Here is a 26193-nt window from a genome sequence, read left to right as displayed (position 1 = left end):
TTAGGTGAATATAAAGCCTTAGCGCTAATTTAAGGGTATGTTTTATCTGCCCCAAAACGCTAACCCCGTCTTAGCCGCGAAACAATTGCCTCACTTTGTAAAGTACTCATTGCTGATAATAAGCGACAGAGCCATGCCCGCTACAATACCCGATATAATCAGCGTCCAGCGTAGTCGACTACTTCGCAGCAGGCCGAGCGACACGAAAGATACGGCCAATACAAGCCCAACAATAACCAACTGTCCAAGCTCCAGACCACTATTAAAGGCCAGTAGCGGTCCTGCAATGCTGGCCTTTCGCCCTAACAGACTCCGCAGATAAGTAGAAAATCCCATACCGTGGATCAGCCCGAACAAAAGGGCAAGCCCATAGCGCCAGGAGCGATTCGGTCGCTGAATGGCGTGCCCGTTGCGCGGGTTAGGTTCCTCATAGAAGAAGTTGGTACCAGCCGTAACCAGAATGGTAATGGGAATCAGTAATTCGATCAGCTTGGTATCAACGTGGATAAGCTGTAGTGTTGCCAGAGCCAGTGTAATGGAGTGCCCGATGGTGAAAGCCGTAATCAGCATAAGCACTTGCCGCCATTGCTGAACCGTGTACACGGCACAGAGGGCTATGATAAACAGAATGTGGTCATAACCGCCGGGGTCGGTGATGTGGTCGAAGCCTAAGCGAAGGTAAATGAGAACGTCATCCATGGCTTATTCCTTAAACCACTCGGCATACATCACGTAGTTATTGGCCGTTCGCCTGAAAATCTCGGTCTGTTCAGGCGAAACAGCTTTCAGTAGCCGCGCCGGATTGCCTGCATAAATGGAGCCAGGCGGTACAAGGGTGTGCTGGGTAACAATGGCTCCGGCGGCAATGATGCTGCCCGCCCCAACAACGGCTCCATCCATAACAATAGCACCCATGCCAATCAACACATCATCCTCCAGTGTGCAACCGTGAACAACGGCATTATGGGCAATGGAAACATAACTGCCAATGGTCGTTTTAAACCGCTGATAGGTGCAGTGGATTATGGCTCCGTCCTGAATATTGGTGCGGTCGCCGATGGTAATGGCGTTAACATCGCCCCGCACAACGGCGTTGAACCAAACCGTACAATCGCGGCCCATACTGACCTCACCAACAAGGGTTGCGTTCTCCGCAAACCAGCAGTTCTCGCCAAATTGGGGCATAATTCCCCGAACTGATTTTATCAATGCCATCGCGCAAAGTTACTATGAACTCAATTTGGAATAAGACAACTTCTGGATGCCCGCTAATAAAAAATGGGAGCGGATTCATGAATCCGCTCCCATTTTTTGCTGAATACCTGTCTACTTTTTGTCATCCTTTACTTTATTCATCGCATTGTCGATAGAATCGCCGATGTCGTCAACGAGTTTGTTGGTTTCTTTTTTGACTTTATCGAACTCATCCGACTTCGACCGCTGAACTTTATAATACGAGTCCGCTAATTGACGGCGTTTGTCTTCGAGGTCTTTAACCCGATCTTCCCGTTTTTTGCGATCTTTGCGGCTTTCGTCTTTGACCTCCGCTTTGGCTTCATCAAGCTGTTTGTCAACCTTATCCATCTGCTCCGATATACGGTCGGTCAGGTCGCGCCGGTCGCGGTCTGATGAGCGGTTGTCCGATTGGCTATCCGTCCGGTCGCTTTGGCGATTATCCCGATTGCTCATAGCATCCCGGTTATCCTGATTGCTTCGGCTGTCGCGATTGTCCTGATTACGGTCATCATTCTGGCGGCTATCCTGATTCGTCATGGAATCGCCATTCCGACGATCATCATTCCGGTTGCTCCGATAAGTGGCGTTCGCATCCCGGTCGTCCCGATTCATGCTTTGGCGATCACTTTGACGCACATCCCGGTCCGAACTCATCCGGTCATCCGAACGGCGATTGCCATTCATGTTACGATTATCGCGATCATCATACTGCCGGTCCGAAGTACGCCGGTCGTCGTAGCGGTCATTCCGATCATCACTCTGGCGGCTATCCCGGTTCGAACTCATCTGATCATCGTTCCGGCGGCTGTCGTATCGGTCATTGGATGAACTACGGTCATCATACCGGCGATCATTAGTCCGATTATCGTTCCGATCACTATACCGATCATTGTCAGACCGGCTATTGTAGGAATCGCGGCTATCGTTGCGGTCATTAGATGAATTGCGGCTGTCATACGATCTGTCGTTATACCGGTCATTATTCGAATTCCGACTTCTAGAAGACCGGTCATTTGAGTCATCATATCGGGAATCACCGGAGCGGCTGCTGTAAGAATCCCGGTCATCATTCCGCCGGCTATTGTACCGATTGTTATACGAGTCGCTGCCCGATAAGCGGTTTGGTTGGTCATCCCGGTCATCCAATGAGCGATACGAATTACTGTAGGGATTCCGATACGAACCAGTTGACCCGCCCCGCGAATCATTACGGCCCATTTGGTCGTCATCGCGATTTCGGCGGCTGAATAAACCACCTTCGTCGTCGCTGCCGGTGGTGCGATTTCGTGAGTTCCGGCTGTCGCGGGAGTTACTGGTGCGGTCGCGCTGTACGATGTCCTCACGGCTGTTTTTTGAGCCGCCATAAAGCCAACCCTCAACCGAAGCGCAGGACGATAAACTAACCGTGGCGGCCAGAAAGGCACTTACCACCCATATTTTCCTTTTCATAACGTTGTATTTATACTAAGAATATCGACAGAAACAGGCTATAAACCGTAGCTGATCAGGTTTACTCTGAATAACTAATGATGTAAAGCAAATGTTGGCATTTGTCTAAACAATTGCTACAGAACAAGATAATGGTCACATAAAGCCGGTTTGCTTTATCGAATCGTAACCGTTCCCGCTCCGTTGTAACTCCGGTACTCGCCATTATACATGGCGTCTGCCGAAACTGGGCCAACCACAAAGCGACCTTTCGAGACGGCCCGCGCTAAGTAATAGAACGTCCGTTCGGCCTCCGTCGCTGTGGTGTAGAAATTAATCCGGTCGTCGCGCAGGTCGAAATGGTCGGGACTCGCTGGGTTTTTAATCCAGGGCATGTCGCGCGGTTCAGTCAGGCGTGGGTTCTCAACTTCCAGGCCAGCCGGAAGCAGGTCCGTTACCACCACGTTCTCTACGTTCAGGCCGTTGGTACTAAGGAGCGTAACACGTACAACGACCAGGTCATTCTGCCGGATGTCGCCCATTGGCTGCCCTTCCCGATTCAGGTATTCCCGGCGCACCCGCAGGCCATTATCCTCTTCGGCGATTTTTCCACTCGCAGGAATCCCTTCACTCTGGGCGAAATAATAAACATTTCCCGAACCTTTCGCGCTCAGGCTGAGTGGTGCGTTCGTTGGTACCCGTTTCAAATTCAGAGGTGCGTCACTCATCGTACCAATTGATTTGCCGCCTGCGGTGAGCGTAGCCGTGGCGGTACTGTTGGCCGTTTGGCGAGCCAATTTGCCGAGCGCCAGAAAGGCGAACGCGGCTTCCTGCGTGTTGACATAGTTCGACTGCTTCAGCGCGGCTGCTAACTGCCGGGCCAGTGCCGGAATCTGAATATTGTCGCGGTCGGTGTCAACTAATGCGTCGAGTACCAGCGCCAGGTTACGCAGGGGCGAGGCATAACTGCCGCCCGTTTGCCGACCGGTGGTATTATCCGTGAAACGTTTAGGCAGCAGGGCCGCGTAACTGCGCGTGTCGCCAACCCGGAAGAACGTCGAAGCCAGCAGATAACGGCTGTCGGAGGTAAGCAGACCGGCGTTTTGCTTGTAATAATTCATCGCCGACCGATTCGGCTTGCCCGCAACAGCCAACGTATACAGCGCGTAGATACTCGTTCGGCTAACTACTTTCCGGACCGTTCGGCCGCCTGCTTCATCGAATGCAACCGCATTTTCGGTAGCGGGCGTATTTGTGAACGTGGTTAGAAAATCAATCGCCGAACTCAGTACCGACGCGCGAACCTCATATCCTGCTTCCTGGGCTTCGGCCAGGAAATGAACAGCATAGGCCGACGCCCACTCATCGACAGTTGATTTGCCGGACACGGCAGCCATACCCGGCCACATCGTGAAGCCACCATTTGCTGTCTGCTGACTTTCAATCGTTTGCACTGCCTGCCGAATGTTGGTAGCCGGGTTCAGATCGCTGTCGCCTGCCCGAACGAAGTACGTATTGGCTGATAATTGCTTCGTTAAATCAGCAAAATACAATTGCGGAAACGCTTTTGAGATTGTTTGCTCAATGCAGCCGTGCGGGTATCCCAGCAAATATGATAGTTCACGCCCATACTGCGCCACCGGCGATCGGCTCAGTGTTACACTTGCCCGCGCCGTTCCGGGTAGAAAGTTAGAAGCCAATTGCAGTATCTGCGTTTTTCCACCAGCCACCGCTCCCGCCAGGGTTGTTTTCTGCAACGAGGCCGCCGGACGAACCGTTACGTCTGTTTTTTCGGTAAATGTCTCATTAAGCCCGTTGACGGTCACCGTGATAACTCCGGCTCCAATGGCCTGTCTGGCCAGTATCCGGAAAATAGTGCGGCTTTCGCGACCAGGCTGAATGGTGAGTTTCTGCGTGCTCAGACTGTCTACTGCCAGCGGCCCGGTTAAGCTTAACCGGGCCGTAACAGTAGCGGGTTTTTTGGTCGTATTGCTCAGGTTGACAGGCAGTTCGACCTGATCGCCGGGGGTCAGAAATCGGGGAACGCCGGTGCTGATTACAATTGGGTCAGCTACTTTCATGTTGCTATTGGCCGACCCAAACGCATTGTCTTTGTAGGCAACGGCCATTACCCGCAAATCGCCCGAAAACTGTGGGACATCCACTGAAAACTCTGCTTCACCATCAGAACCTGTTTCTAAAATGCCGCTCCACAAGGCTACTAAGCGGACCCGGCCATTGCTGAGCGGATTTACCCGTCGTTCCAAATCATACCCATCGCCCCCAACGCTCGACCGCGACTGGAGAGAAAGTTCGGGATAGAGTAAGGCATACAAATCGTGACTGCCCACCTCAAGCGCGCGTTTCTGGTAAAAAAAGCCGTAGGGATCAGGCGTTTTAAAGTTCTTGAGTTGCAGAATGCCCTCATCTACAACCGCCACCGTAACCTGAGCATTGCTGGCCGTTTTGACTCGAATCGTTTGTTTGGTTTTTGAGCGCGATTGGGTCGTCGCCGTAATCGTTACAGGCAGGTTCGTGTCATCGTCCTGCACCGCTACGGGCGCAAACCCATGCGCCACCGTTAGCGGCAGGTTCGTCTTGTCGATGGCTCGAATGAGCGTAGCCGTAACGTACACGTTGGGCAGGTGTTCACTGCCGACCGAAAAACTCCATTCTGCCGACTTGTCTTTGGTAGTTAGCCAATGCTGTTCCAGTACGCGATTCCGCTCGACAGTCACGAGCAGTTTCCCATCGAATGGGGCCTTAAAGAGTATGTTGGCTTTATCGCCCGTTTGATAGGCTGGCTTATCGAGCGTCATCAGCACCTGGCCTTCCTGACTTACCTCAAACGACGAGGCCGATGTGCTGCCATAGCCGTAGGCGTAAAAGCTGGTTGCTGTATAACTCGTGCTACCTGCACCGGGCCGCCGAACCCGGATTTCGTATTCTCCTGAAACGGTGGGCACATACCGGAAGGCAGCCCGGCCTGGATTGGCTTTTCCGCCCTTGAAAATGAGGTTGTTTGCATACACCTGCTTCTCGCGTCGCTTCGTCGTGTACTTAACCCGGTCTTCGTTCTTTTCGATAACGGTCTGATACTCATAGCGCACCACTTCGACTGTAGCCGACGCCGATGTTCGTGGATTTCCGGCTGGGTCGAGAGCGACCAGGTCGGCGGCAATGGGCGCGTTGGTCGCTACATAGCGGTCGGGTAGTCGAACCCCGAAAAAGGTTTCCTGGGTCAGCACATCCAGGCGCCTGAGTCGGTTGACGGGGCGGCCATTTTCATCAAAAACGGTCACGAATAGTTTAGCTTCGAGCAGGCCAATGTCCTGGTAAAGGGGCGAAATGGGGAATTTTTCGGTAGCCTGGCCGTTGGCGTTTGTGCGGCCCTGCCGGAGTTCTTTCGGGAAAACATCCTTTTGTGCCGCATCGTCGCCGGGAGTAACTGCCGGCCCGTTTGGAATGGTAAAGTCATAGTCACCAAATCCTTTGGGCGCAAAGACTTTCCGCTTAAGTTGAAGTTCCATTTCATAGGCCCGGTCAGATGCGGGTGGCCCGAACAGATTCATGGCCGTTGCCGAAAGTGTAATCGTCTGGCCCGATTTATAACTCGATCTGTCGGTCACCACATCTGCCTTTATCCGGTCGGGAACGAACTCCTCCACGCTTACCGCCTGCGATGTCAACAGTACGTTGTTCGCATTGAGGACTTCGATAGAATAGCTGCCTGTTACGGCGGCTGGATTGAGCGGCACATCAGTGGCTACGGCTCCCTGGGCGTTGGTGGTTTTTCGGAACGTTCGCAACTCGCGCCCATTGGGTGCTAACACCCGAATCAGCACGGGTATTTCCCCGACGCTTTGCCAGGTTTGCGACCGGATAACGGTGTTGAAATGAATCGTTTCGCCAGGTCGGTAAATGTCGCGGTCGCCATAGACAAACGCATCGAACCCAGATTCGTTGTCGTGTTTGCCTTCGACCTCAAAGCGCGACGTTTCAACTTCAGTATCCGGCAGAGAAAGGAAATTAAAATCGTTCTCCGTTCGGGCGGTAAGCAAGGCAATCGTAAAGCCAGGTGCCTTTTCGCCAACTTTGTCAAATTTTACGAAGCCGGTGGCGTCGGTTTTGAGGGTGTAGACCGATTGGTTGTTGCTGCTGACGAGTGTCATCTCAACACCCTGCACGGGTTCGGCGGTGCGGATGGAGTTAGCCCAAACCAGCACCTCATCTTTCGTGTGTCGGGCGACCAGGCCAATATCCGATACTGATACTAACTGGCTGGCCTGCAAATACGCTTCATCTTTTGAGTCGACCGAAACGAGGTAAACGCCCCTGAACGTATTATTCTGGTCGGGGAGGGCCAGATTCAGTGCCGAAACACCCCGCACTTTGGGCAGGTCGTTGGTTTCAACGGTTTTGTTAACGAGTATGTCGCTCAGATTGCCTTCCTGATCGTCGCTGTAATTGAACGCACCCGATGGCCCCCATTCACCACTGGCGTCTTCCCGGTATTCTTCGTAGCGGTTTGAGCGGAGGTAATTCAGGATATTGTTTTCGTAGACCTTCGCGATTTTAACCTGCACTTTGGGCACATTAACAATGTTCAGGCCAATATTTCGCGCTCCTTTTGCCGATAGATAGAGCGCTTTTTTGGTTGCAAACTGAATGCTGGCAGGCATTTTCCCGAAGAACAAATCGCGCGAGACCGGCTCGTCCAGCTTCGTACTCAACACGCCCCGAATCTGATCGGTAAGCGAAAGCACATACGTGTCGGTCTCGTTAAAATCGCCCCGAATCACAAAGCCGTTTTCGGTTAGTTCTGCCGTTGTTTCGGCCTGCGGCTGAATGGTGTAGAACTGGCTAAGGTTGCCTGGCTGTAGTTCCTGGGTAGTAATGACGCGTACAATGCCCCGGTTATTCTCGAAACTCGTTTGCACGTCGGCTACTTCGATTTTGTAGCGCGAGGGCAATGTGCTGGTTTCTTCGATGACCTCTTTACTAACAAAAGCTGTTTTTGGCACTTTCAGGCCCTTGTCTACCTTTACGGTGAGCGGTTGCTCATTTTTCACTGCCGGGGCATTCGTCAGGGTGAGCGCCACCGAGTTTTGGGCATCAGACGATGAGGTTTGCACCGTTAACGGTTTATCTTCGCTGGCAACGGACAACTTCGCGGCCACCTCTGCCGACGAAACCGGATAGTTAAAATTTAGGCGCGTTTTGGCGACGGGCTGCCCGGTTTCCGGTGAGCGTGCCCACCAGTTTTCGGCGCTAATTAGCTGGAGGTAAGGCGTATGAAACGTGATTTCATTGTCAGATACTTTCAGGTCTCTCTGGGTCGAATGCTTGAGCAAATCGTCGGTCAGTTCGGCGCGGTAATCCGTGGCCGGGTCAAAGGCGCGTGTTGGCGAGAAGACCAATTCATTGGGGGCCGTCCATTTGAAGCGCCCCCGAACCGCCGGGATGAACCGTACATACTGCGTTGAATCCCACTCATCAAACTGGGTTGCTGGGCCAACGTTTTTGTTAAGCGTAAAGGTCAGGTTCTGAGTTTGTTGTACTTCATCATCAAAATTGCGGCCCACAACCGACACATCGTTGAATGGCAACCGGGCGCATTGGAACTGGAGAAAAGACAGAAGCGAGAAAAGGAGAAGGAGTCGAGAGTAGCTCGTTTTCATGGAGTTATAGGAGAAGAATCGAATATAGACGAAAAAGCCCACTCAATACTATTGAGTGGGCTGATATTTTAACCGATGACTTACTTATCGGTTGTTTGGCTATCGGAGTTATCCCGAGCCCTGGTTATGTTTGAATGCTAACGATTTTACTAACACGTTTGCCCTCACTTTTTAGATAAACGATGGCTGACCCCGCATATCGTCCCTGCAAATCAATAGAGTAAATTTGCGGCAAGCCCGTTCCTACGCCTTCCTGCTTCACCAGCGCCCAAAGGCAGGTTGCAATATCGAGAGGAGAGGCCAGATTAACATGTCGTCTAATCTGGTACAAATGTATAAAAGTGATTCGCTAACATGCAACTACATTCATGAAACAATTTACTTGTATGTAGTAAGCTAAAGTCTATCACTCATTCCTGACAACAATACGAATATCGCTGCTGCGGCCCTTGTCGTCGGCGCAGGAGATTTTCAGCACGCCGGGGCGGGGTTTGAAAAAGATACCTTCGGTTGGCCTGACCCGGCGATAGAGTTTATCGTTCAGATACCAGAAAACAGTCTGAGCGTCGTTGGCAGCCTGACAGGCTAACTCCAGCTCAGCCGGTTGTTTCGGATTTATAAAATACTCGCTGCCGTTGTTCGGGCTGGTTATCTGGGGGCCAGCCGAGCCTGCTGAAGTACCGAACACGCGCTCGCAGGCCGGATTGTGCGGAGGAATGGTTTCGACCGGCAGATGCCGACTTTGATAAAACGCCGTCACTTCGGGCGATAGATTCGGATAAGACCGGCGTATGGTTCCCGTGTCGGGGCGGCAGTGAGCACAGTACGACAGCGTTCCGGCTGAGTTCGTAAAAACGGCCTTTCGGTGCTGGCAACGACGATAACGGGATACGCCCATGATGCAATAATCGGTTACCGGGTTCGTGCAAAACTCGCCGGGAATGTCGCCCGTTTCGGGGCAAATAAGCCGGGATGATAGCTGAGTAGCCGTTTTTGGTATTCGGAACCAGCCTGTTGGCGAATTATAATCCAGCGTGTTGAAAAGCTGAAAGAGCAACGGGGTGGCAGTATTGGCTCCGCTGAGTTCGGCCACGCCCGCGCCCGAAAAATTTCCAACCCATACGCCAATCGTGTAACGTTGGTTGTAGCCAATGCTCCAGGCATCGCGCCGACCGTATGAGGTGCCGGTTTTCCAGGCAATACGCGGCAGGTGGTAGCTGTTATCGAAGTTATTGGGCAAGTCGGGGCGGGTAATTTGGGTGAGCGTGTTGGTAACGAGGTAAGCGGCTTCGGGGGAGAGAAGCCGTTTGTCTTTCAGGTTGACCGTTCCGCCAGGCGAACTGACAAACCGCAATGGCTCCAATTTTCCACCATTCGCCAGGCCGGCATACAGCCGGGTCATTTCTTCGAGGGTAACGCCACAGCCGCCCAGAATCATCGAAAGTCCTAAGTCTTTTGCCTGTTTCTTAATTGATGAAAATCCGGCTTTTTGCAGTGTCGAAATCAAGGTGGGCGTACCGATTTCTTTTAACAGGGCGACCGCCGGAATATTGAGCGAATTAGCCAGTGCGAACTCCGCCGTAACGGGGCCATTGAAGCGACGGTCGTAATTGTCGGGTTGGTAGCCACTGAAGTTCGTTGGCACGTCGGCCAGTTTGGTTTTTGGGGTGATAATGCCCGCATCGAAGGCCAGCCCATACAGCAACGGCTTCAGCGCACTGCCCGGCGACCGCACAGCCCGAACGCCATCCACCTGCCCGCCGTCGACGGCATTGCCAAAATCCGCCGAACCAACGTAGGCCATCACTTCCCGCTTATAATTATCCACAACCAGCACCGCCGAATTGTGAATAGTGTATGCCCGGATGCGATTGGCGTATTGTTGCACTAAGCGTTCAACGGTAGCTTGTATGGTCGGGTTTAGGGTCGACCGAATAATTGGTGTATTCGGATTTTCGGCAAGTAGTCGGCGTGCCAGATGCGGAGCCAGTTGGGGAGCGGCCCGTCGATAGGCGTTCAGGGGTTCACTCAGGGCATCGGTAAGCGTCGCTTCGTTGAAACGGTGAGCTACCCGGAAGCGAGCCAGCCAGCGGTTACGCTCCTGCACGACTAAGGCGTTATGTGTTCCGAGCCGCAGACTCGATGGGCGGTTTGGAATAATCGCCAGCGTGGTTATTTCGGCCAGGCTTAACAACGTGGGCGGTTTCCCGAAATAAAGTAACGACGCAGATTTCAGCCCTTCAATGTTGCCGCCATAAGGAATCAGGTTTAGGTACAATTGCAGAATCTCATCTTTTGAAAAATGCAGTTCCAATTGAACGGCCCGGAACAATTCGAGCAGTTTATTCCTGTAGGTGCGTTGGCGGGGTTCGAGCAGGCGAACCGTTTGCATTGTTATGGTTGAGGCCCCCGACGTTCGCCGACCGCTTAGCAGGTTTCGGCCAGCCGCCCGCAGCATTGCCACCGGGTTGAAACCGGGGTGATAGCGAAAGTATTTATCTTCCTTGAATAAAATAGCGTCACGGAGTGTAGGCGTAATTTCGGTCAATTCGCTATACATCCGCCACTTGTCGTCGCGGCTCAGAAAAGCGTGCAGAATGGAGCCGTCGCGGGCGGTAATAACGGTTGAGTAAGCAACATTCGGGCGGATTGGAAAGAACAAATCGAGCGCCAAAAAAATCAATATGGCTCCGATAATCGTTTTCAGTAAACGCGATTTTAACAGCCGTTGCGCTATCGTTTTCCAAATTTTCACCTAAACCCGATTACTCTGCGAAACCCTCTGTTTATTTGCACGTCTCAGTTTTATTCCGTTGAGCGATTAATACGTAACAAAGAAACGCACAGATTCATCGAGAACAGCTTCTTAACTCATGACCATTCAATTTTTTGGTGCGGCCCGCACCGTCACGGGCAGCAAACACCTGCTCACCACCGCCGGTGGCAAACAGATTCTGCTTGATTGCGGCCTTTTTCAGGGTATCAATACCGACGAGCTGAATCAGCAATTTGGCTTCGACCCGGCCCAGGTCGATTACATGGTTCTTTCACACGCCCATATTGACCATGCCGGGCTGATTCCCCGGTTGGTGAAACAAGGGTTTACCGGGCCAATTTACACGACAGCATCCACCATCGACCTCTGCGAAGTGATGCTCATGGACAGTGCCCGAATTCAGGAGCGCGACCTTGAACGCGTGAACGAACGGCGGCAGCGACGCGGAGAGGCTGAACTCGAAGCCCTTTACGACGAACAGGATGTAGCACAGGCGCTCGACCAGATGCGGCTCGTTGACTATGGTAAGCCCTTTGTCATTTGCGATGAGGTGACGGCTTTACTGACCGATGCCGGCCATTTGCTGGGCAGCGCGTCGGTTAGTTTGACCATTCATGAAAACGGCGCCGAAAAGCGGCTGTTTTTCAGTGGCGACATTGGCCGGCCCAACGACAAAATTCTGCGCTCGCCCGATACGTTTCCGCAGGCCGACTATATTATCTGCGAATCGACCTACGGCGACCGGCTTCATGAAAGCGAGCCCGACATGAAATCCCATCTGCTCGACATTGTTGAGCAAACCTGCGTTGTGGGGCGGGGTAAACTTATCATCCCGGCCTTCGCCGTCGACCGCACCCAGGAGTTGATTTATGCCCTCGACCAATTGGAGAGTGAGGGTCGCCTGCCGAGGCTGCCCGTTTATATCGACAGCCCGATGGCCGTGCTGGCCACGAAGGTGATGCGTGACCACGAGGAGGATTTTAACCCCGAAATTCTGGCCTATATCAAAAAAGATGGCGACGCGTTCGACTTTCCCAATCTGCATTACATTACCGATGTAAATGAGTCGAAGGCCATCAATGACAGTAAGGAACCCTGCATCATCATTTCAGCGTCGGGAATGGCCGAGGCCGGGCGCATTAAGCACCATATAAAAAACAACATACAGAAGCCCAATACGACTATTTTGCTGGTAGGCTATGCTTCGCCAAGCAGTTTGGGCGGTGCGCTGAAGCGGGGTGATAAAGAGGTCACGATTTTTGGTGAACAATACCCCGTTATTGCCCGTGTTGCTACGATGGATTCATTTTCGGCCCACGGCGATTACCGCGAAATGTTGAATTTTTTAAGTTGCCAGGACCCGGCCCAGGTGAAAACGGTATTTCTCGTTCACGGTGAATATGATAAACAACTTGTTTGGAAAGAGCATTTGCAGGCTGCAGGCTTTCAGCATATCGAGATACCAGAGATGCGGGCGAAGATGACGTCGTGAGGCTGAAATGCTAGTAAATTTGATAGAATTTTGTCATTCCAACGCAGCCGGTCGCCCGGTTGCGTTGGAATGACAAAATAAAAGCCCCGATTTTTGATGTCGGGGCCTGCTGAGTATAGAAAAGTAAGAAAACCTCGTCAGGTGAACCGCACCCGGGCAAAGCAACGGTTTAGCACAACACGATACATTTTACCAAATTGAGCGTAACACCAGCGTTTAAGTTGCTTTACTTCTTTGGGAATGAGCATTTTAATAGCTTTGGCCAATTCTTTTTCAAAAAGACCTCTATCAAAACTTACCTTCTGAAGGATGGTTTTGATGTACTCAAGCATTGAGAGCATAGGGAGTGATTTTTTGGTTGAAGAAACCTATGGATATCAAAAGAGGTGGACTGATTCGTTCTTGGTTCGGGTACTTTAAGCGTAACGGTTAACCTACTAGTTTGTTGCCCCAAAATAACAATGTTGTTTGGAATATTCCGCAAATCTTTTGTATTATTTTTTTGCTACTTATCCATCGGCTTTGGCCAAGTAGCTGATAATCTTGTATCTATTGAATTAGGGCAACTTATTTTTCCTATTGAACGGCCCTTCACTATTTCGGTTGTCATTCCAAACAGTGAGACCCGCCCCACCATTGCCTTTCCCGATATACCCGGCTTTACTAAAAAAGGCGCAGCCGCCAGCGTAACCCAGAGCGAGATAGGTGGACAAACAGTTATTAATCAGGTTATTACACAAAATTATCAGGCTCGTATGCCGGGCCGTTTTCGGCTACCGCCCTTTACGATCAATGCGAATGGAGAAACGGTGCGCTCAGAAGGCGCTGTCCTGCTTGTTCAGCCTTCAGCAACTCCAACAGCCGGTATAACCCCAGCCACAGTCGGTATCGTGCCTACTGGCGCTGCGTTTTTATCACTTCGTGCCTCAAAACCAACCATTTATACTGGCGAGAGTGTGGGTATTTCACTCTCCTTTTTCATCGCTGATAATTATCCTTACGCACTGGACTTTACCGCACTCGACAAGCAGTTACAGGCCATCATCAAAAAAATTCGACCGGCTAATTCATGGGAGGAAAACCTCATTATCACTGAATTAAAGCCCATTCAACTGGTTATCAGGGGGAAAAAATTTCGTGAATTTCGACTTTATCAATCCATCTTTTTCCCTCTGTCGAATCAGTCACTGCGGTTGCCCGCTGTGTCGCTTCAGTTATCCCGGCCACGGCCCGTCATTGGCCCGCCATTACCCCAGGCCGAAACGGTTGTTTTCAGTAGCAGACCACTTACTATCGTCGTTAAGCCGCTGCCCAATCACCCAATGCGGGGACGTGTGCCGGTCGGAACGTTTCGACTGGAGGAGGGGTTAGAACGACAGCATATCGTAGCTGGGAAAAGTGTTCGCTATGCCTTCACCGTAACTGGAACTGGCAACATTGCGACCTTGCCAGCACCCATACTGCCCGGCGAGACTACGGACATGGACGTGTTTCCGCCCGAAGAACGCCATAGCCTAAGTCACACGGGTAATGACGTGACAGGAAGGAAAACATTTACGTATTTCATTGTACCCCATCAAAATGGCCCGGTTACCTTGTCAAATCGGTTTCAATGGATTTATTTCGACCCGCAAACAGCACGATATGATACCCTCCGGCCCCAGGTGATGTTGCAGGTTGGATCCGGTTCCTCGACAGGCGTGAACGAAGGCGTTTTTTCGGGCACAGAATCCAGCACGAACGTTGACGGGATGCCCGTAACGGTGGGCAGAAATTCTATTTATGCCGGTATTGAGAAAATGGATAGTACGCGCCAGTCTATCAGCACATCAACCCTGATTCGGGCTATTGCCAATGTGCTGATTGTTGTCATGTTGATCGGTATGGTTGTTATTTTTTTTAAGAAGTAAAGCAGACTCGTTGGTGCCAGACAACTGATGGTTTAGCGAGTATTACCCAAGATGAGCAGTACATACGGAACCCTGTTTAAACTTTCTACTTTTGGTGAATCGCACGGGCCGGGTATCGGCGTGGTGATCGACGGTTGTCCAGCCGGTTTACCGTTCGACGCTGTGTTTATTCAGCACGAATTAGACCGGCGAAAACCCGGTCAGTCGCGCATTACAACCCAACGGCGCGAGGCCGACGAATTTGAGGTGCTCTCGGGTGTGTTTGAGGGACAAACACAGGGGACGCCCATTGCGTTGCTTATCCGCAATACCGACCAGCGCAGCAAAGATTATGGCCACATTGCCGGGCAATTCCGCCCCTCCCATGCCGACTACACCTACCAAACCAAATACGGCTCCCGCGATTATCGGGGAGGTGGCAGGTCATCGGCCCGCGAAACGGCGGCTCGTGTTGCTGCCGGGGCCATTGCTAAATTATTGCTGGCGCAGCAAGGCGTTCAAATTCAGGCCTATGTTTCGCAGGTGGGCAAGCTCAAACTCCAGCAACCTTATCAGGAACTAAATCTGGCGCTTGCCGAAGAGAACGCCGTTCGCTGCCCCGACCCTGAAACCGCCGAACAGATGTTTCAGTACATCGACGAAACCCGTAAGCGGGGCGATTCCATCGGGGGCATAGTCGACTGCGTAGTGACGGGTGTTCCGCCTGGCTGGGGCGAACCCGTTTTCGATAAACTTCATGCCGAGTTAGGCAAAGCAATGCTGAGTATCAACGCCGTAAAAGGATTTGAATATGGCAGCGGCTTTGCCGGAGCAGAACTATATGGCTCGCAGCATAACGACGAATTTTATACGGATGCCGATGGGAATGTCCGAACAAAAACGAACCAGTCGGGTGGTATTCAGGGGGGTATCAGCAATGGCGAAGACATCTATTTCCGCACGGCCTTTAAGCCCGTTGCCACCATCATGCAGGATCAGGATAGTGTAGATGTTCACGGCCAGCCCGTTACGGTGTCGGGCAAGGGACGGCACGACCCCTGCGTGGTTCCCCGTGCGGTGCCCATTGTGGAAGCGATGGCCGCATTAGTTCTGGCCGATATGTATTTGCGAAACAAAGTAGCGCAGGTGGAAAAAAAGGAGGCCGGAATTCTTTAAGCAAGTATCGGTGATTTATCTGGGGTATAGCTTGATACGACAACCTGGCGTATACCGCCGTTTGTGGATTCACAAACGGCTTTTTTACGGCTTTATGAGCTTGCTGCTGGCAACTGTTAGCCAGGCACAAAGCCGCTTTAGCTTCCACCGTGGGCTGATGGGAACGCAGTTCAATGTTATTTTCTACGCGCCCGATAGCCTGACCGCTCAACGTGCCAATGCCGCCGTGTCGGCCCGGATGGATTCACTGAACCAGATTATGAGCGATTATCTGGACGGGTCCGAAATCAACCGGCTGTCGGCAACGGCAGGAAGCGGCCAATGGATACCAGTATCGCCGGAGTTGTTCGATGTTCTGCAAAAATCCCAACTCATTGCCAGGCTTTCTAAGGGCCGCTTCGACCCGACGGTCGGACCACTGTCGCTATTGTGGCGGAGAGCTGTTCGGCGGCAGGAATTCCCAACCGTAAACGAACGTCGCCGGGCCAGACGCGCCGTGGGGTATCGGTTGATGGAACTGGATTCTAAAATTCATTCCATTCGATTACTTCGCCCTGAAATGCGATTGGATGTTGGCGGTATCGGACAGGGCTTTGCGGTTGACGAAGCCCTGCGGGTGCTTCACCAATTCGGCATCAAATCAGCTTTACTCGATTTAGGGGGCGATATACTCGCAGGCGATGCTCCTCCGGGCAGCAACGGCTGGCGCGTAGGCATTGGTTCGGGCGCACTTGCCGATGCTGACACTGCAACCATTTTACTCAGAAACGCAGCCATAACCACCTCCGGCGACACATACCGTTTTCTGGAACACAAGGGCCACCGATATTCGCACATCATGAATCCCGGCTCTGGCTTAGGTCTACGCCACTTTGTTCGGGTAACCGTGCTGGCGCCCGATGGTTACCGGGCCGACGCGCTTACAAAAGTTTTCAGCGTGGCCGGGTTGCCGAAAAGCCGTCGGTTAGTTAAGCGGTTTCCTGGGGTCAAACTTCTTATTCTGGAAAACAAAAAAGGTCGACTGCATACGTGGCAGTCGACCCCGTTTTGAGTATGTAGAGACGCAAAATATTGCGTCTCCTATGCGTCAGCAAAAACCATCCGGTCATAAGACGCGTGGGATTGCGTCTCTATACCGCTACCGTTTTTCCCGGTACGGCAATGGGATAAAAACCGTCTTTGTCGGGCTGGCTTTTGGGCATGGCGTCCCAGGACAGCGTAGTTGGGAAAAGGTCAATTTGTGAGTTTAGGGCTTCGTCCCACTTCACGACTTTGCCCGAATAGGTTGCCATACGCCCCATAATGGCTGTCATTGTGCTCTTCGCCACTCGTTCGGCGTCGGCAAATTTATACTCCCCTTTGGCAAGAGCCTCGAACAGTTCGTCATGTTCAATCTGGTACGGATTGCCGTCCGCTTTGGCGTTGTAGGTATAAATAGGCTGACCTTTGTAGTCTAACAATGCGCTGCTTTTCTTTTCCATACCTTCAACTTTACCTTTTGTGCCTAAGAACATTTCGTCCACCCGGCTGTAGGTGCCTTCGTAGTGACGGCACTGGCTATTGATGGTCGTGCCGTCGGCATAGACATAATCGACGATGTGGTGATCAAAAATTTCGCCATAGTCTTTGCCATTCCGTACCTGCCGCCCGCCCGTGCCCTGACAGGAAACGGGATAACTGTCTTTTACCCAGTTCGCTACGTCGATGTTGTGAACGTGCTGCTCATTGATGTGATCACCACAGAGCCAGTTGAAGTAATACCAGTTCCGCATCTGGTAGTCCATTTCAGTCTGATTTGGTTGGCGCGGTTTCTGCCAGACGCCCCCGCTAATCCAATAGACCTGCCCGCCTACAATGTCGCCTAAGGCCCCATCGTGAATGCGTTTGATCATCTCGCGGTAGCTGGGCTGATAGCGTCGTTGCAACCCAACCACTACGTTCAGTTTTTTCTTTTTGGCTTCTTCCGCTGCCGCCAGCACGCGCCGAATACCCGGTGCATCGGTGGCCACAGGTTTTTCCATGAAAACGTGCTTCCCCTGCCGAACCGCTTCTTCAAAATGGCTGGGTCGGAAACCCGGTGGCGTCGCCAGAATAACTACGTCGGCTAAGGCTATAGCCTGCTTGTAAGCATCGAAACCCACAAACTTATGGTCCTCTGGTACATTGACCTTCGACGAATCATCGGCGGCTTTGGCACCGCGTTCGGTCAGGACTTTATAAGCATCGTCTAAACGGTCGCGGAAAGCATCGGCCAGAGCTACAATTTTAACATTCTGTTTTGTGCTCAGCGCTTGTAGGGCAGCACCTTTGCCACGGCCACCACAGCCAATAAGGGCTACTTTTATCGTATCATTTACGGAGAAATGGTAGCCCGCCTGGGCGCCAAAGGGCAGACTGCTCAGGATAGCGCCACCCGTAAGCAGGCTGGAGGTTTTCAGGAATGCCCGGCGATCCTGATTCGATTCGTTAGTCATGTAAAGAGCTATTTTCGGTTGAAAACATAATCTGGCGCAAAAGACAATTTATTGGCAGATTTACTATCTATTTGATACATAGGACTCAGAGTGCCTATAAAAATAAAAAAGTTTATCAATGACAAGAAAAATTTGTACAAAAATCAGACTTATCCGTAAGTTTAGCGTTAAAGCATTGAATTAATATGCCACTCACTTTTAAGTATACGTTTATGCGGATTTTAACTACTTATGCGAAGTTTTTCCTGGGAATACTGTGTTTGCTGAGCGCGAACGCCTTTGCCCAAACGCGAATTGCCGGTAAAGTGACCGAAGAGGTCAGAAAAGAAGAATTAGCGGGAATCAGTATCGCCGTGAAAGGAAAAGTTATCGGAACGATTACTGATCAGAAGGGTAATTTCTCACTCACGACCAATACACCCACCCCCTTTACCGTCGCCATTTCGGCAGTTGGTTTCCAAACGCAGGAGTTTGTTATCAATGGCAACCGAACCGACCTCAACGTTAGCCTGAAAGAACAGGTAACCATTGGCCAGGAGGTGGTTGTGTCGGCCTCGCGGGTAGAAGAAAGCGTTCTCAGATCCCCCGTTTCGGTCGAAAAAATGGACATACGGGCCATTCAGTCGACCCCGTCGGTTAATTTTTATGATGGCCTGGCGAACGTGAAGGGAATTGACATTGCTACACAGGGGCTGCTGTTTAAATCCGTCAATATGCGTGGGTTTGGTTCGACGGGAAACCCGCGTACTGTACAGCTAATCGATGGGATGGACAACTCGGCCCCCGGCCTGAATTTCCCAATTGACAACATTGCGGGCATTCCAGAGCAGGATGTTGAAAGTGTCGAGATTCTGCCGGGTGCTGCTTCAGCACTTTATGGCCCCAATGCCATTCAGGGATTGATTTTGCTCAACAGCAAAAGCCCGTTTTTATATCAGGGGTTGAGTGCCAACGTTAAAACGGGTATTATGAGTGCTGACAACCGGACGACTGCCAACACCGGCTTCTACGATGCGTCGATTCGGTATGCGAAAGCGTTTAATAACCGCGTTGCCTTCAAAATCAATCTGTCCTATCTTAAAGCTCAGGACTGGCAGGCAACAAACTATGAAAACCTGAACGTTGGCGGCAACGCTGATCCGAACCGGGGAGCCGGTACGGCGGTCAACTACGATGGCATGAACGTGTATGGCGACGAAGCACAGGCAAATATGCGTTCAGTGGGGCAGGCCTTAATCACGGCAGGGGCTTTGCAGCCTGCAGCCCTGGCGCTGCTTCCCAACGTAAACGTGAGCCGCACAGGTTATCTGGAGCGGGACTTAGTTGATTACAACACGAAAAGTCTAAAGGTGAACGGTGCCCTGCATTATCGGCTCACCGAAAAAGTGGAAGCCATCGCCCAGGTAAACTATGGCTTTGGCACTACGGTGTATACGGCCAATGGGCGCTATTCGCTGCGTGACTTCAGCCTGACGCAGGCCAAACTCGAACTGCGGGGCGACAACTTCACCCTGCGTGCCTACACGACCCAGGAGCGCTCAGGGAAATCATACACTGCAGGATTAGCCAGCATCTTCCTGAACGAATCCTGGAAACCCAGCTCGACCTGGTTTGGGCAATACGTGGGCGCTTACGCTCAGGCTCGCGGAGCCGGACAGGCCGACGATGCCGCTCACCTCACGGCCCGGGGCGTGGCCGATCAGGGCCGGCCAGCGCCGGGTTCAGATGCCTACAATACGCTGTATGAAAAAGTGCGGACTACACCTATCAGCCAGGGGGGAGGGGCGTTCACCGACAAGTCGAACCTGTACCATATCGACGCGGTTTACAACTTCAAAAACCAGATTAAATTCGCTGACCTGCTGATAGGCGCTAACTACCGCCAGTATCAGTTAGGCTCCGAAGGTACGCTCTTTGCGGATCAGGCCGAGGGCCGCAATGGTCGGATTGGCATATCCGAATATGGTGGGTTTGCCCAGGTCAGCAAATCCTTATTTAGTGAACACCTGAAGCTGACCGGCTCGGTTCGATACGATAAGAACCAGAATTTCGATGGTCAGTTTACGCCCCGCGTGTCGGCGGTAACGACGTTTGGCGACCATAATTTTCGGGTGTCCTACCAAACGGGCTTCCGCATCCCAACTACGCAGAACCAATACATCGACCTTCAGACGCCCCAGGCCCGGTTAATTGGGGCCTTGCCCGAGTTTTATACCCGGTATAACCTGGCCAATTCATACGCCCGGCCCGATGTTGCAGCAGTAGGAGCGGCCATTCAAACGCAGGCCGCCAGCCCGGCTTTCCAGAAACAGGTTGTTGATGCCCTTACCGCGCAAATTGGTGCCTTAGTGACAGCGGCAATATCGGCTAGTGTGGCAGCGGGTAAGATTCCGGCTGCGGCCGCTCCGGGTATTATTCAGCAGGAGGTTACCAGGCAGGTTACGGCCAACGCCCCAAATGCTATTCAGGCTGCGGCTGTCAGCGCTAACATCGGCAATTTGAAACCTTACCAGCGGAAGGAGTTTAAGCCCGAGCGTGTGGCAAACTATGAAGTTGGTTATCGGGGTATTTTTGGGAAACGCCTGTTTGTTGATGCCTATTACTATTATAGCGTATACACAAACTTTATTGGTGCTGTCGTGCTGATTCAACCAACCCGCTCCATTGCACCGGGCGTACTGCCCGAAACATCGGGAGTGTTGAGTGGCGATACGCGCCGGGTATTCTCAATGCCCGCCAACAGCAGTGAGGAAATTACTGCTTCGGGCTGGGCGTTGGGCCTGAATTATCAACTGCCCAAAGGATATGGTCTGTCAGGTAACATTGCCAATAACAAACTGAACAACTTTACACCCTCACCCGAACTGCAAACGGCGCAATTCAACACGCCCGAATATCGCTTCAATCTGACCCTGAGCAAGCGACCGGTGAGCGGTTCTAATTTTGGCTACGCCTTAGCCTTTAAACACCAGGATTCGTTTACCTGGGAGGGTTTCGGACAGCCTACGGAAGCGGGAGTTCCTCTGTACACTAACACAATTGTTCCGGCCATCAGTAACTTCGACGCGCAGGTGAACTATAAAGTTCAGCGGTTTAAGTCGATTGTGAAAGTAGGCGCAACTAACCTGTTTGGCAAGCCTTATTTCCAGGCGTATGGCAGCGCCTACGTTGGATCGACGTATTACATTAGTTTGACGTTTGATGAGTTGATGAACTAACCAGAAAAGCAGAAAATTGTAGTAGGAAATGCCCTGCTCTCAACGTTGAGGGTGGGGCATTTTTGTTTGTTAGAGCCTATTTTTAGCCGAACTTTTAGCCGATTTATGACCTTTGTCAGGTATGGCTTTTTCTCTACACTATTGAGCAACACTACCTCTTCCGATCAGCTTCCTGATTCAGCTTCGCCTGATTTGCCCCGTCGCCTGACACTCCTGCAAGGCACCGCCCTGAACATGATCGACATGGTTGGCATTGGTCCTTTTGTGGTGTTGCCATTGGTTATTAAAACGCTCGGTGGGCCACTGTTTTTGTGGGCCTGGGTTCTGGGGGCGGTTATATCCTTAATCGACGCGTTTGTGTGGGCGGAGTTGGGAGCGGCTTTTCCGCTGGCGGGTGGAAGCTACAATTTCCTGAAGATTTCTTACGGAGAGAAACGGTGGGGACGGCTGCTCTCCTTTCTGTACGTCTGGCAAACGCTCATTCAGGCTCCCCTGGTTATTGCCTCCGGCGCTATTGGATTCTCGCAGTATGCGTCTTACCTGATGCCACTGGATGAATGGCAGCGCAAGGCCGTTTCCGGTGTTATTGTGCTGATTATCATTGTGTTGTTGTATCGCAAAATAGACTCGATTGGCAATATTGGACTGGTTATGTGGGGGGCGGTTTTGCTTACGCTGGGGTGGATCATCATCGGTGGATTGAGCAACGCCCGAATTCCCCTGGCAGACACCTTCCAGTCGGTTGGGTCGGTGAGTGGCGGTTTGCTTGCCGCCGGACTCGGGCAGGCATCCGTTAAAACAATTTACTGCTACCTCGGCTATTACAATGTGTGCCATTTAGGCAGCGAGATTCAGCGACCTGCCCGTAATATTCCGGTCAGCATGTTCATTTCTATTGTTGGTATTGCGGGTCTGTATTTGCTCATGAATTTGAGTATTGTGAGTGTAGTTCCCTGGCAAACTGCTCAACATAGTGAGTTCATTGTCAGCACGTTTGTCGAAACATTATATGGACCCGAAGCCGCTCGACTGGCAACCGTTTTAGTGCTTTTAGTGGCTTTCTCGTCGTTATTTGCCGTATTGCTGGGTTATTCGCGCGTTCCCTATGCGGCGGCTGCCGACGGGCAGTTTTTCAAAATTTTTGCGAAGCTTCATCCAACCCGACAGTTTCCCTATGTATCGCTGCTATTTCTGGGTGCGCTGGGTTTTGTCTTTAGCCTGCTGTTCAGGCTTGGCGATGTCATAACAGCCATTTTAGCCATGCGAATTGTGGTGCAGTTTGTTGGGCAGGCTATTGGTTTACTCCTGCTTCACCGCCGACGGGCAGCCGCTGAGTTTCCCTTCCGAATGCCCCTCTATCCGCTCCCGGTGTTGCTGGCTATCAGCGTGTGGCTGTTTGTTTTCTTTTCAACGGGCCTGAACTTTATGCTTTCTGGTTTAACGGTTATTGGCTTAGGTATTGGGGCATTTTTGCTGTCGGCGGGTGTCAGAAAACAATGGCCATTTGAAAAACTGTAGCGTGGGTTTCCACGGCTGTGGCCGACCGTCCACCCTACTTCTTCAGTGCGTCAAACAATATCTCGGCGGGGTGTTGTGATTTTCGACCAGTTCCATCTTTAATCTGGTGACGACAGGAGGTGCCTGGAGCTGAAATAAGTACATCGTCGGGTTGCAGACGAACGGCAGGAAACAGCACCAGTTCACCAATCTTCATCGACACATCATAATGTTCGGCTTCGTAGCCAAATGAACCGGCCATGCCACAGCAGCCTGATGGAATAAGCTGAACGGTATAATTTTTGGGAAGCGACAGGGCTTTTTTGCCCGGCACCAGCGACGAAACAGCTTTCTGCTGGCAGTGACCGTGTAATTTTATCAATCGCTTTTCGTCTGTAAATTGCTCAGCCCGAATTCGCCCGGCGTCTATTTCCCGCGCCATAAATTCCTCAAACGTCAGCGTGTGTTCAGCGATACGTTTTGCGTCGGCTATCAATGATTCATCGACCAAATCAGGATACTCGTCACGGAAGGTCAGGATGGCCGACGGCTCCAGACCAACTAAAGGTGTTTCTTCGGAAACAACAACCTTTAGAAGTCGTATGTTCTTCTCGGCCAGCGTTTTAGCGTATTTAAGCATTCCTTTCGATAAAGCTGCCCGGCCACTCTCGCCATGTTCGGGAATAACAACCTCATACCCCAATCGCTCGAACAACTGAATCGCTTTCTGTCCAACCTCTACATCATTATAATTCGTGAACTCATCGCAGAAAAGGAGTACAGTGCGTGGTCGGTCCGTCGTCACGGCAAGGTGCCCGGAACTTGAAGCCTTCCCTGCTCCCTGCTCCCTGCTCCGCGCCCAGCGCCGGAGCGTCGTCCTGCCCATCATGGGCATAGTGCGGTCAGGATGGAAGCCAACAATTCGATTGGCAATGCGCCGGAGCGAAGGCGTTCCCATTACGCCATTCCAGGCCCAGGGAATCAACGAGGCCAAACCAGATAGCCGGGCAAAATTCGCAATTAGCCTTGACCGAATCGGCACACCGTTTGAATCGTAGTAATGCTGTAAAAACTCAGCTTTTAATTTGGCGACATCTACGTTGGATGGACACTCGTTTTTGCAGCCTTTACACGACAGGCACAGGTCATAAACGTCTTTGATTTCTTCGTGGTCGAACCGGTTTTCTTTCGGCGAGCGCGTCAGCATTTCGCGTAAGATGTTGGCCCGCGCCCGTGTCGTGTCTTTCTCGTTGCGGGTAGCCATGTAGCTTGGGCACATGGTTCCGCCCGAAGCCTGTGTTTTGCGGCAGTCGCCTGAGCCATTACACTGCTCGGCATGTTGGAGCACGTCCTGGTCTTTGTAGCGAAAATAGGTTTGAAAGGCTGGCGTTTGCTGCCCCGCTTCGTACCGAAGAAAGGTATCCATTGGGGGCGTTTCAACAATTTTGCCGGGGTTGAAAATGCCCTCCGGGTCCCAGGTGTGCTTTATCTGCCGCATCAGATCGTAGTTGTGTGGGCCAACCATTTGCGGAATAAACTCGCCCCGCAGCCGCCCGTCGCCGTGTTCGCCCGATAGCGATCCGCCATATTTCTTGACTAACGTGGCAATTTCTTCCGCAATCATTCGGTATTGCCGGTGGCCTTCTTCGGTTTTGAGATTGATAATTGGCCGCAGATGCAGCTCGCCTGAACCCGCGTGGGCGTAGTGGACCGAGTGCATGTGGTGCTTTTTCAAAATCTCATTGAAATCCCGGATATAATCAGGCAGGTCGTGTACATCAACGGCGGTATCTTCAATAACGGCAACCGCTTTTTCGTCGCCGGGGAGGTTGCCCAACAGGCCCAGGCCCGCTTTGCGGAGCGTCCAGATTTTTTTGGAGTCATCGCCAAACAGAAGCGGGTAATGATACCCCATGCCTGCCGCCTGCATGTCGGCAATCATTGCGGAGGCCAGTTGCTCAATTTCGCTTCGCGTATCGCGCGACAGATCAACGACTAAAATAATGGGGAAGTGATCGCCGGGCGTTTTCTGAACAAAGAAGCTATTTTTTCGCTGTTCAGCATTCGTATCGGCCCGCTCCAGAATAATGTCGTCAATTAATTCGACGGCATAAGGCTTATAGTTCAGGGCCACCAGCGTAGCCCGCAGAGCCTCGTCGATGGAGTGGCAATGAACACATACTAATCCGCTTTCTTTAGGCGGCAACGGCACCAGATTTAGTTTGATTTCGGTCAGAAAGCAGAGCGTACCTTCCGAACCGGCAATGAACTTAGCCAGATTGAACGATTCTCCGCCCGGTGTGTAGGGTTCCATGTCGAGCAGCGCGTCTAATGCATAGCCTGTATTGCGCCGTTCGATGGTTTTTTTTGGGAAATTTCGCCGGATTTCTTCCTGGTTTGTCGAATCCGACAAAATGTCATTTGTTTTAAGCAGAATTTTGTCAGCCAGGGTGGATGAGCCGTTTTTTTGGCTTGCTTCGCCCACTTGTTTCGTAAAATCCCCACCATTTACAGGTCCAAATTCAACTTCAGAGCCATCGGCCAGCAACGCTTTTACGGAGATTGTATGCTCACGCGTGGCCCGGTACACCACCGAGTTGGACCCGCAGGAGTTGTTGCCAACCATTCCGCCAATCATGGCCCGGTTAGCCGTTGAGGTTTCCGGGCCAAAATACAGACCGTAGGGCTTCAAAAACTGGTTTAACTCATCACGAATAACACCCGGCTGGACTCGTACCCAGCGTTCTTTTGGGTTGATTTCCAGAATTTGAGTAAAGTGTTTTGACACATCGACCACGATTCCACTACCCACAACCTGACCCGCCAGTGACGTTCCCGCCGTGCGTGGGATCAATGATGCCGGAATGCCGGAGCGTTTCTGCTGCCTTGCGAAGGCAATCAGCGTTTTAAGGTCATCAAGTGTTTTCGGCACGGCAACGGCAACGGGCATTTCCCGATAGGCTGATGCGTCAGTCGCATATAATATTCGTTGAGTAGAGTCGTCGAAAAGGTCGCCGGTGAGCTGACTCGCTAAATTTTTAAGGGATTCGGCACGCATGAGAGTTAATTCGCTGCTGCTGGAGTGACAGCTATGAGAATAAGCAGACAAAATTACGTGTAATTACTATAAATTTTTCTGTAAACCCACCAAAAATGTCGAAACCTATATAATGGAAAAATTATATAATTCTTCCTGATATTTATAGTATAATATACTGATAATCAGTAGATAAACAATAGAAATAATTTACAATTTTATTTAAATAGTTTAAATATATTATTATCATTTAAGAAATATTATGATACGATTTTGACAATAAATACCC

General features: G+C 51.5%; 14 protein-coding genes. 6 read left to right on the top strand and 8 right to left on the bottom strand.

Features of this window, described 5'->3' with window-relative positions; genetic code table 11:
* Nucleotides 1-90: 90 nt before the first annotated feature.
* The 5 genes from ACYVI1_RS32265 to pbpC form a co-directional block, all read right to left on the bottom strand.
* Entirely contained in the window at nucleotides 91-699 is a 609-nt protein-coding gene (locus ACYVI1_RS32265; RefSeq protein WP_460915921.1) for a HupE/UreJ family protein, read from the bottom strand.
* Between the two features lie 3 nt (nucleotides 700-702).
* Nucleotides 703-1215, bottom strand: coding sequence for a gamma carbonic anhydrase family protein (locus ACYVI1_RS32260; protein ID WP_460915919.1), 513 nt, complete (start codon nucleotides 1213-1215; stop codon nucleotides 703-705).
* A gap of 111 nt (nucleotides 1216-1326) precedes the next feature.
* A complete protein-coding gene (locus ACYVI1_RS32255) occupies nucleotides 1327-2685 on the bottom strand; it encodes a hypothetical protein (protein WP_460915918.1) in 1359 nt (452 codons plus the stop codon).
* A gap of 155 nt (nucleotides 2686-2840) precedes the next feature.
* The gene (locus tag ACYVI1_RS32250) at nucleotides 2841-8345 is read right to left on the bottom strand and encodes an alpha-2-macroglobulin family protein (RefSeq protein ID WP_460915916.1); all 5505 of its coding nucleotides are present in this window, start codon (nucleotides 8343-8345) and stop codon (nucleotides 2841-2843) included.
* Between the two features lie 406 nt (nucleotides 8346-8751).
* Complete coding sequence (gene pbpC / locus ACYVI1_RS32245) at nucleotides 8752-11100, bottom strand: penicillin-binding protein 1C (protein ID WP_460915914.1); 2349 nt, start codon at nucleotides 11098-11100, stop codon at nucleotides 8752-8754.
* 118 nt (nucleotides 11101-11218) lie between these two features.
* Here pbpC and ACYVI1_RS32240 point away from each other — a divergent pair, with 118 nt between their 5' ends.
* The gene (locus ACYVI1_RS32240) at nucleotides 11219-12613 is read left to right on the top strand and encodes an MBL fold metallo-hydrolase RNA specificity domain-containing protein (RefSeq protein WP_460915913.1); all 1395 of its coding nucleotides are present in this window, start codon (nucleotides 11219-11221) and stop codon (nucleotides 12611-12613) included.
* A 137-nt stretch (nucleotides 12614-12750) separates the two neighbouring features.
* On the opposite strand, the gene ACYVI1_RS32235 is transcribed toward ACYVI1_RS32240, so the two are convergent.
* A complete protein-coding gene (locus tag ACYVI1_RS32235; RefSeq protein WP_460915911.1) occupies nucleotides 12751-12954 on the bottom strand; it encodes a hypothetical protein in 204 nt (67 codons plus the stop codon).
* 120 nt (nucleotides 12955-13074) lie between these two features.
* Here ACYVI1_RS32235 and ACYVI1_RS32230 point away from each other — a divergent pair, with 120 nt between their 5' ends.
* The 3 genes from ACYVI1_RS32230 to ACYVI1_RS32220 all read left to right on the top strand — a co-directional run bounded on the left by ACYVI1_RS32230 (nucleotide 13075) and on the right by ACYVI1_RS32220 (nucleotide 16729).
* Nucleotides 13075-14523 carry a BatD family protein gene (locus ACYVI1_RS32230; RefSeq protein ID WP_460915909.1) on the top strand — a complete coding sequence of 483 codons (1449 nt, stop codon included), beginning with the start codon at nucleotides 13075-13077 and terminating at the stop codon, nucleotides 14521-14523.
* Between the two features lie 51 nt (nucleotides 14524-14574).
* Nucleotides 14575-15678 (top strand): chorismate synthase, encoded by a 1104-nt coding sequence (aroC, locus tag ACYVI1_RS32225; protein ID WP_460915908.1) that lies wholly within the window; start codon nucleotides 14575-14577, stop codon nucleotides 15676-15678.
* Nucleotides 15679-15772: 94 nt separating this feature from the next.
* Nucleotides 15773-16729 (top strand): FAD:protein FMN transferase, encoded by a 957-nt coding sequence (locus ACYVI1_RS32220; RefSeq protein WP_460915906.1) that lies wholly within the window; start codon nucleotides 15773-15775, stop codon nucleotides 16727-16729.
* Between the two features lie 79 nt (nucleotides 16730-16808).
* Here the strand turns inward: ACYVI1_RS32220 and ACYVI1_RS32215 are convergent, their stop codons facing one another.
* On the bottom strand, nucleotides 16809-18152 hold the full coding sequence (locus ACYVI1_RS32215; RefSeq protein WP_460915904.1) for a Gfo/Idh/MocA family protein: 1344 nt from the start codon (nucleotides 18150-18152) through the stop codon (nucleotides 16809-16811).
* A gap of 212 nt (nucleotides 18153-18364) precedes the next feature.
* Between ACYVI1_RS32215 and ACYVI1_RS32210 the strand changes: the two genes are divergently transcribed.
* Both ACYVI1_RS32210 and ACYVI1_RS32205 read left to right on the top strand, forming a co-directional pair.
* Entirely contained in the window at nucleotides 18365-21370 is a 3006-nt protein-coding gene (locus ACYVI1_RS32210) for a TonB-dependent receptor domain-containing protein (protein ID WP_460915994.1), read from the top strand.
* A gap of 105 nt (nucleotides 21371-21475) precedes the next feature.
* Complete coding sequence (locus ACYVI1_RS32205; protein WP_460915901.1) at nucleotides 21476-22888, top strand: APC family permease; 1413 nt, start codon at nucleotides 21476-21478, stop codon at nucleotides 22886-22888.
* A gap of 34 nt (nucleotides 22889-22922) precedes the next feature.
* Here ACYVI1_RS32205 and ACYVI1_RS32200 read toward each other — a convergent pair whose 3' ends face one another.
* Nucleotides 22923-25925 carry an FAD-binding and (Fe-S)-binding domain-containing protein gene (locus tag ACYVI1_RS32200; RefSeq protein WP_460915899.1) on the bottom strand — a complete coding sequence of 1001 codons (3003 nt, stop codon included), beginning with the start codon at nucleotides 25923-25925 and terminating at the stop codon, nucleotides 22923-22925.
* Nucleotides 25926-26193: the final 268 nt, after the last annotated feature.

Source organism: Spirosoma areae, assembly GCF_054781775.1.
Note: the sequence above shows the minus strand (reverse complement) of the source record. Positions and strands in the feature narration are given on the sequence as shown.

Coding starts and splice junctions, on each gene's coding strand:
- aroC (WP_460915908.1), top strand. CDS start 14,575: ATGAGCAGTACATACGGAACCCTGTTTAAACTTTCTACTTTTGGTGAA.
- ACYVI1_RS32200 (WP_460915899.1), bottom strand. CDS start 25,925: ATGCGTGCCGAATCCCTTAAAAATTTAGCGAGTCAGCTCACCGGCGAC.
- ACYVI1_RS32220 (WP_460915906.1), top strand. CDS start 15,773: ATGAGCTTGCTGCTGGCAACTGTTAGCCAGGCACAAAGCCGCTTTAGC.
- ACYVI1_RS32230 (WP_460915909.1), top strand. CDS start 13,075: ATGTTGTTTGGAATATTCCGCAAATCTTTTGTATTATTTTTTTGCTAC.
- ACYVI1_RS32240 (WP_460915913.1), top strand. CDS start 11,219: ATGACCATTCAATTTTTTGGTGCGGCCCGCACCGTCACGGGCAGCAAA.
- ACYVI1_RS32210 (WP_460915994.1), top strand. CDS start 18,365: ATGCGGATTTTAACTACTTATGCGAAGTTTTTCCTGGGAATACTGTGT.
- ACYVI1_RS32235 (WP_460915911.1), bottom strand. CDS start 12,954: ATGCTCTCAATGCTTGAGTACATCAAAACCATCCTTCAGAAGGTAAGT.
- ACYVI1_RS32205 (WP_460915901.1), top strand. CDS start 21,476: ATGACCTTTGTCAGGTATGGCTTTTTCTCTACACTATTGAGCAACACT.
- ACYVI1_RS32215 (WP_460915904.1), bottom strand. CDS start 18,152: ATGACTAACGAATCGAATCAGGATCGCCGGGCATTCCTGAAAACCTCC.
- ACYVI1_RS32255 (WP_460915918.1), bottom strand. CDS start 2,685: ATGAAAAGGAAAATATGGGTGGTAAGTGCCTTTCTGGCCGCCACGGTT.
- ACYVI1_RS32250 (WP_460915916.1), bottom strand. CDS start 8,345: ATGAAAACGAGCTACTCTCGACTCCTTCTCCTTTTCTCGCTTCTGTCT.
- ACYVI1_RS32260 (WP_460915919.1), bottom strand. CDS start 1,215: ATGGCATTGATAAAATCAGTTCGGGGAATTATGCCCCAATTTGGCGAG.
- ACYVI1_RS32265 (WP_460915921.1), bottom strand. CDS start 699: ATGGATGACGTTCTCATTTACCTTCGCTTAGGCTTCGACCACATCACC.